The organism is Oscillatoria sp. HE19RPO (assembly GCF_024220515.1).
Lineage (GTDB): Bacteria > Cyanobacteriota > Cyanobacteriia > Cyanobacteriales > Laspinemataceae > Laspinema.
Window position 1 is genome coordinate 1 of sequence record NZ_JAMXOT010000471.1, and the last position, 7135, is coordinate 7135.

The 7135-nt window shown below is 49.3% G+C and carries 5 protein-coding genes; 3 read left to right on the forward strand and 2 right to left on the reverse strand.

Translation table 11 applies throughout. From position 1 onward, the window contains the following. Positions 1 to 121: 121 nt before the first annotated feature. Positions 122 to 847, reverse strand: coding sequence for a hypothetical protein (locus NG833_RS29715; protein WP_254568869.1), 726 nt, complete (start codon positions 845 to 847; stop codon positions 122 to 124). A 155-nt stretch (positions 848 to 1002) separates the two neighbouring features. Here NG833_RS29715 and NG833_RS29720 point away from each other — a divergent pair, with 155 nt between their 5' ends. Continuing rightward, a complete protein-coding gene (locus tag NG833_RS29720) occupies positions 1003 to 1233 on the forward strand; it encodes a hypothetical protein (protein ID WP_254568870.1) in 231 nt (76 codons plus the stop codon). A 131-nt stretch (positions 1234 to 1364) separates the two neighbouring features. Here the strand turns inward: NG833_RS29720 and eno are convergent, their stop codons facing one another. Next, positions 1365 to 2663: a phosphopyruvate hydratase gene (gene eno, locus NG833_RS29725; RefSeq protein WP_254568871.1), complete on the reverse strand. Its 1299-nt coding sequence runs from the start codon at positions 2661 to 2663 to the stop codon at positions 1365 to 1367. Positions 2664 to 2950: 287 nt separating this feature from the next. On the opposite strand from eno, the gene gloA reads away from it, so the two are divergent. Together gloA and clpB are read left to right on the forward strand one after the other, a co-directional pair. Then, a complete protein-coding gene (gene gloA / locus NG833_RS29730) occupies positions 2951 to 3340 on the forward strand; it encodes a lactoylglutathione lyase (protein WP_254568872.1) in 390 nt (129 codons plus the stop codon). 721 nt (positions 3341 to 4061) lie between these two features. Next, complete coding sequence (clpB, locus tag NG833_RS29735; protein WP_254568873.1) at positions 4062 to 6848, forward strand: ATP-dependent chaperone ClpB; 2787 nt, start codon at positions 4062 to 4064, stop codon at positions 6846 to 6848. The last annotated feature ends 287 nt before the right edge of the window (positions 6849 to 7135 follow it).

The window sequence follows — 7135 nt, forward strand, 5'->3', positions numbered from 1 at the left end:
ACTCCAAAAAATAAAATCCCCAAAAAACCCGCAGGCTGAAGCCTGGGGCTACACGGACAAAGCCCGCCTGCGCGGGCTAATACAGTCTTGTTAGGTGCTTAACCATCGGGATTTGGATGATTTATTTGTTGGAACACCCTAATGGGATTCTTTCCCCGTTAGTCCTTTTTCCTCCAATTCGGCTTTCTCGTCCTAGATATCCAATGGCATCCTGGGTGTTGGAAAACTCCCGTCCCACGAAAGAACTCGGGGTCATGGCGAGGATGCCACTCCCGTCTAACTTCTCCTGAATGCGACCCATGCAGCGATGGTGCAATCCAGTTGTTGTTGGGAACGTTGCCCAAACCTCATATTCTGGCACCTCCAAGTTAGGGATTTTTTCCAGATAAAATCCTTGGGGGCATTCTTGGGGGTTGATGGAAATAGGCTCGCCTTCTAATCGCGTTTTGTCGAGGATGACATCTTTATTGCGCCTCTTTTCCCCTAGATTTCGCAATAGCTTGATATGCTGACAGGGCGATTTCTGGCCTAACTCATCGGGTTGAGTACATTTAAACGCCAGACAGCTACACCAGTCTAGGTTAACCCGGTACTGCTTGCCAGTTTCCAAGTTCGTGCAAATCACGCGATCGCCATCATATTTGAGATGATACCCCTTAAACTTGGCCCGGGCAATAAATGTGGCCCATCGCCTTCCCGTTGCTTTCGAGACATACAGCGCCCAAGGACATTTGTTTCGCAGCATCATCCGCACGCTGACGATCGCGCTGGCAACATCTTCCAGTACCCAGGCGACTACATTGATTAAATTCTCGTAAGTTTCAACCTCAAGAATGCAGGCAGTCATGGTATAATTCCGTTTAGATTATTGTTTGGCATTACCGGGTTGTCAGCCCGGTTTTTTTTAGTTTCGTCAAACTATAAATCTATAATAGATGCCGTTTAATAGATTGTTAAGAGGGGTCAAACCCCCGATTTCATCCCCGAGGGCAGCGAGTAGCAATGAACGAGAAAAAAGAATTGCATCCCAATTCTCTAAAAAATTTGACATACCACGAGGGTCGTCCGCAAAAATGGGGGGAAAAGAAGAAAACCCGGAAACTCACCGTCACAGAAACGGGTTGGGAAGGCGTCGTGGCGATCGCCCAGGAACAAGGTCATAGTGTCAGCGAACTCCTAGAAATGCTAGGTCGAGGTCAACTGTCTTTGCAAGTCAAAGATATTCAGCAATAAAAGGCAATTTCAAAAAAATAAACGGGAGTGACAAACCCCCGTTTCATGGCACAATTTAAAACAATCAAACTGCTGGCAATACTACCAACAAACCCCCGGATTAAAAATTTAGGGGTTTGTTGCATTAACTATTACTTAGAACCCTTGGGTCCTAATCCCACAGTTCCGGCATAAACCGCCCGATCGCCTAACTCATCCTCAATCCGTAACAAACGGTTGTACTTCGCCACCCGTTCACTCCGACAGAGAGAACCCGTCTTAATTTGACCGGCCCTTGTTGCCACCGCTAAATCGGCGATCGTTGTATCTTCCGTTTCCCCGGAACGGTGGGAAATCATTGACCGGAACCCATTGCGAGTTGCCATATCAATCGTTTCCAAAGTCTCCGTTAAAGAGCCAATTTGATTAAGCTTAATCAAAATTGCATTTCCGGCCCCCATATCGATTCCTTGCTTGAGACGAACGTGATTCGTTACAAACAAATCATCCCCGACTAATTGGACGCGATCGCCTAACTTTTCGGTCAACAATTTCCAGTTTTCCCAATCATCCTCATGCAATCCATCCTCAATAGAAACAATCGGATATTCGTCTACTAACTTCGCCAAATAATCGATTAACTCCTTCGGTTCATGAGCACTTCCCTCATAAACATACTTACCATCCTTGTAAAACTCACTGGCAGCCACATCCATAGCCAGAGAAACTTCTTCCCCGGGTTTGTATCCAGCCTTTTTAATCGCCAACATCAAGATTTCTAACGCCGCTTGATTCGACTCTAAATTAGGCGCAAACCCGCCTTCATCGCCAACCCCAGTCAGCAATCCATTCTCATCCAAAACACTGCTGAGAGAAGCAAATACCTCCGCACCCCAGCGCAGGGCTTCCTTAAACGAAGAGGCCCCGGATGGGACAATCATAAACTCCTGAAAATCCACATTATTGGCCGCGTGAGCACCGCCATTAATCACATTCATCAAAGGCACCGGCAACAAATTCGCCAGAGGACCGCCTAGATAGCGATAGAGGGGAATTTGAAGGGCATTTGCCCCCGCCTTAGCCGTTGCCAGGGAAACCCCGAGAATGGCATTCGCGCCCAAATTAGACTTATTGGGGGAACCATCTAACTTAATCATGGCGTAGTCGATCGCCCCTTGATCCAGGGCATCCATTTCTGCCAAACTGGGGGCGATTTTATTTTCAACATTCTCAACCGCCTTCGACACCCCTTTGCCACCGTAGCGCTTCTTATCTCCATCCCGGAGTTCATGGGCCTCAAAACTGCCCGTCGAGGCTCCACTGGGGACCTGGGCCAAACCCATTGCACCATTCGCTAAATAAACTTCCGCTTCCACCGTAGGACGACCCCGAGAGTCGAGGATTTCCCGGGCGCGAATCACTTCAATTGCTGTGCTGTCAATTCCGTTCATTCTTCAGTCTTCCCTGAAATTTTAGATATCCTTGGGCTGAACCTCGGTAAGTGTTTGAGTGCTCACCGTCAAACCCGAAAAGCAAATCATTGCCTCAACGTTTTACGATACAGCCAACTTTAGGATTGAGGCACAGATTTAATAAAGTTTCCGGATCCGGATCCGAGGCAGTCATCCCACCCCATCAGAGTCAGCAAATCCTTACCCCCAGAGAATAGCAACTCGTTTGGGACCGTCACGCAACCGGCCCTTACAATAAGAGTAAAGTCAGGAAACTTGGAGAAAGCATGAGAATTTTACACACGATGTTGCGAGTCTGCAACCTGGAAAAATCCCTAGATTTTTACTGCAACGTTCTCAACATGAAGCTATTGCGGCAAAAAGACTATCCCGGGGGAAAATTCACCTTGGCATTCGTGGGATATCGCGACGAATCGGAAGAAGCGGCGATCGAACTGACCTACAACTGGGATACAGACCACTATGATATCGGGACGGGGTATGGTCATATTGCCCTAGGCGTCGATGACATTTATGCTACCTGCGATCGCATCAAAGCCCAAGGCGGCAAAGTCACCCGGGAACCGGGACCCATGAAACACGGTTCCACAGTAATCGCCTTCGTGGAAGACCCCAACGGTTATAAAATCGAACTGATTCAAACCAAACCGGCCTAATCAACCCCTTCAGTTTCCAATGTTCGTAGTAACGACTTCAGTCGTTCTCTTCCCGTTCGTAGTAACGACTTCAGTCGTTATCCGGCTGTTTGTAGTAACGACTTCAGTCGTGATCCGGTGTTTGTAGTAACGACTTCAGTCGTTATCCGGCTGTTCGTAGTAACGACTTCAGTCGTGATCCGGTGTTTGTAGTAACGACTTCAGTCGTTATCCGGTGTTTGTAGTAACGACTTCAGTCGTTATCCCCAAAACTGTCGCAGGTTCACACCCCCTCTGGTCCTGTCATTGTATGGGGTTCGTCAAGAATGGGGCTTTGCTTGGAGGCGATCGCCTTTGAACAAACAAACCACATCCAGGTACTGTTGAATCCGGAAACGACTGAAGTCGTTACTACGAACTAAGAGAAGAGAACGACTGAAGTCGTTACTACAAACTAAGAGAACGACTGAAGTCGTTACTACAAACGAAGAGAAGAGAACGACTGAAGTCGTTACTACGAACGAAGAGAAGAGAACGACTGAAGTCGTTACTACAAACGAAGAGAACGACTGAAGTCGTTACTACGAACACCGGAAGAATCTCCCTCTTGATCCTTCCTGGGAACGGTGACCGGGGTGAAAAACTCCGATAAGATACCATAGCTATAGAGTCCGGATGCGACTTGCAGCCGGTTAACCTTTTAAATTAAAGACTACCTTTGGAGGCAAACAGCACTTAAAAGATGCAGCCTACTGACGCCAGCAAATTTACAGACCGTGCTTGGGAAGGGATTGTCAAGTCCCAAGATGTCGCCCGTCGCTACCAACATCAGCAACTCGAAGTCGAACACTTAGCGATCGCCGTTTTAGAACAACCGGAAGGACTCGCCCAGCGGATCCTCACCAAAGCCGGAATCCTGCCAGAAAAACTCTTACAACAAATTAGTACCTTTGCCTTGCGCCAAGCCAAAGTTGGCAATACCAGTCAACTTTACCTCGGTCGCGGATTAGATCTCTTATTAGATAAAGCTGAAACCGCAAGGCAAAATCTCGAAGACCAATTTATCTCCATCGAGCATATTTTACTGGCCTTTGCCGAGGACGATCGCCTCGGAAGGCGCGCCCTGAAAGCCTCTACGGTGGACGCCCGCACCCCGTTTGAGCAACAACAACTGGATTTAGCTATTAAAGAAATCCGGGGAAGTGCCAAAGTCAAGGACCAAAGTCCAGAAACCGAATATGAAGCCTTAGAACGCTATGGCAGGGACCTCACGGAACAGGCCAAGCAAGGCAAACTCGACCCGGTAATTGGCCGAGATGAGGAAATTCGCCGGGTAATCCAGGTCCTGTCGCGCCGGACCAAAAATAATCCGGTTTTAATCGGGGAACCGGGGGTGGGTAAAACCGCCATTGCCGAGGCCCTCGCCCAACGGATTGTTAATGGGGATGTCCCGGAATCCCTGAAAAATCGGCAACTGATTTCCCTGGATATGGGCAGTCTGATTGCTGGGGCCAAGTTTCGCGGGGAATTTGAGGCCCGACTGCGGGCGGTTCTGCGGGAAGTCATCCAATCCGATGGTCAAATTGTCCTGTTTATTGATGAATTGCATACCGTGGTGGGAACGGGTGCAGGACAAGGGACGATGGATGCGGGAAATCTGCTTAAACCGATGTTAGCCCGGGGGGAATTGCGCTGTATTGGGGCGAGTACCCTGGATGAATATCGCAAATATATCGAAAAAGATGCCGCTTTAGAACGTCGGTTCCAGCAGGTGATGGTGGATCAGCCGACGGTGGATGACACCATTTCCATTTTGCGGGGGTTGAAGGAGCGTTATGAGGTGCATCATGGGGTAAAAATCCTAGATGCGGCATTGGTGGCAGCGGCGAGTTTGTCGAATCGATATATCAGCGATCGCTTTTTGCCGGATAAGGCGATCGACCTCGTAGATGAAGCTGCCGCCAAGCTGAAAATGGAGATCACCTCCAAACCCACGGAATTAGAAGCAGCCGATCGCCGGTTGATGCAGTTAGAAATGGAAAAACTCTCCCTGGAAGGGGAAGGCGCAGGGGTGGTGGGAACCAGTGCCTATCGCGCTTCTCAGGAACGGTTAAGCCGGATTACCCAGGAGATGGCTACCCTGACGGCAAAACAGCAAAAACTGAGCAATCAATGGCAGATGGAGAAGGATTTGCTCAATGCCATTAATGCGCTTAAGGAACAGGAAGATGGGTTGCGGGTGGAGATTGAAAAGGCCGAACGCAACTATGACTTGAACAAGGCGGCGCAGTTGAAATATGGCAAGTTGGAAGTGTTGCAGCGCGATCGCGAAGCCAAGGAAGCTGAACTGCTGAAGTTGCAAGCCAGTGGCTCTACTTTACTGCGCGAACAAGTCACCGACGCGGATATTGCCGAAATTGTCGCCAAATGGACCGGGATTCCCATTAACCGCCTATTGGAATCGGAACGGCAAAAATTGCTGCAAATGGAATCATTCCTCCATCAGCGCGTGATTGGCCAACAAGAAGCGGTTTCGGCGGTTTCAGCAGCCATTCGGCGCGCAAGGGCCGGAATGAAGGACCCCGGACGCCCCATCGGGTCGTTCCTATTTATGGGACCCACTGGGGTGGGTAAAACCGAGTTGGCGAGGGCTTTATCTCAGGTGCTGTTTGACACCGAGGAGTCCCTGGTGCGTTTGGATATGTCGGAGTACATGGAGAAACATTCGGTTTCTCGGTTAGTGGGTGCGCCTCCGGGGTATGTCGGCTATGACGAAGGGGGCCAACTCTCGGAAGTGGTGCGCCGGAATCCTTATTCGGTGGTGTTGTTGGATGAGGTGGAAAAGGCTCATCCTGATGTGTTTAATATTTTGTTGCAAGTGCTCGATGATGGTCGAATCACTGACTCCCAAGGGCGGTTGGTGGATTTTAGAAATACAGTCATCGTGATGACGAGCAATATTGGGAGTGACCATATTTTGGATTTGGCGGGGGATGATGCGCGCTATGAGGAAATGCGGAAACGGGTGATGATGGCCCTACAGAAGCATTTTCGTCCGGAGTTTCTCAGCCGGGTGGATGAGATTATTTTGTTCCATGCTTTGACGCGATCGCAATTGAGCGAAATTGTCAAGATTCAGGTGAAGCGGTTGGATAAGTTGTTGGCGGAACAAAAAATCTCGCTCAATCTGATGGAGGAGGCGTTGGATTATGTGACCGAAGTTGGGTACGACCCGGTTTATGGGGCCAGACCCCTCAAGCGGGCGATTCAACGGGAGTTGGAAAACCCGATCGCGACTCTGTTATTAGAGGGGAAATTTGTGGCGGGGGATACGATTTACATTGGTCGAGGGCCGACAAAGTTGGTGTTTGATACCAAACCGCCGGTTCCAAAGGAAGAAAAGCCAGTGATTCCGGTATCTGAAGCGCCAGAACCGAGTGAAGAATCCGTGGAAGAGGTGAAGACTGAACCGCTGATGAGTCGATTTGTGGATGAGGCGATCGATGTGAAGGGGGAAAGGATTCCCTAGAGCTCAGGACTGACGCAGATATTGAAAATTTGCCCTAACTGTAGAGGCATCAAACGCGAATCGCCTCTGCATTTAGGGTTTAATCGTACAGATTCTCTAAGTCCTGACTGGGTTGAAATAGGGTGCGTTGAGGTTGGCGATCGCCCCTTAGGGAACTCCAAAAAATAAAATACCCAAAAAACCCGCAGGCTTAAGCCTGGGGCTACACGGACAAAGCCCGCCTGCGCGGGCTAATACAGTTAGGTGCTTAACCATCGGGATTTGGAGGATTTATTTGTTGGAACACC

Excerpts from the sequence above, each read along its gene's own strand:
- NG833_RS29715 (WP_254568869.1), bottom strand. The coding sequence starts at position 847 with ATGACTGCCTGCATTCTTGAGGTTGAAACTTACGAGAATTTAATCAAT.
- NG833_RS29720 (WP_254568870.1), top strand. The coding sequence starts at position 1,003 with ATGAACGAGAAAAAAGAATTGCATCCCAATTCTCTAAAAAATTTGACA.
- eno (WP_254568871.1), bottom strand. The coding sequence starts at position 2,663 with ATGAACGGAATTGACAGCACAGCAATTGAAGTGATTCGCGCCCGGGAA.
- gloA (WP_254568872.1), top strand. The coding sequence starts at position 2,951 with ATGAGAATTTTACACACGATGTTGCGAGTCTGCAACCTGGAAAAATCC.
- clpB (WP_254568873.1), top strand. The coding sequence starts at position 4,062 with ATGCAGCCTACTGACGCCAGCAAATTTACAGACCGTGCTTGGGAAGGG.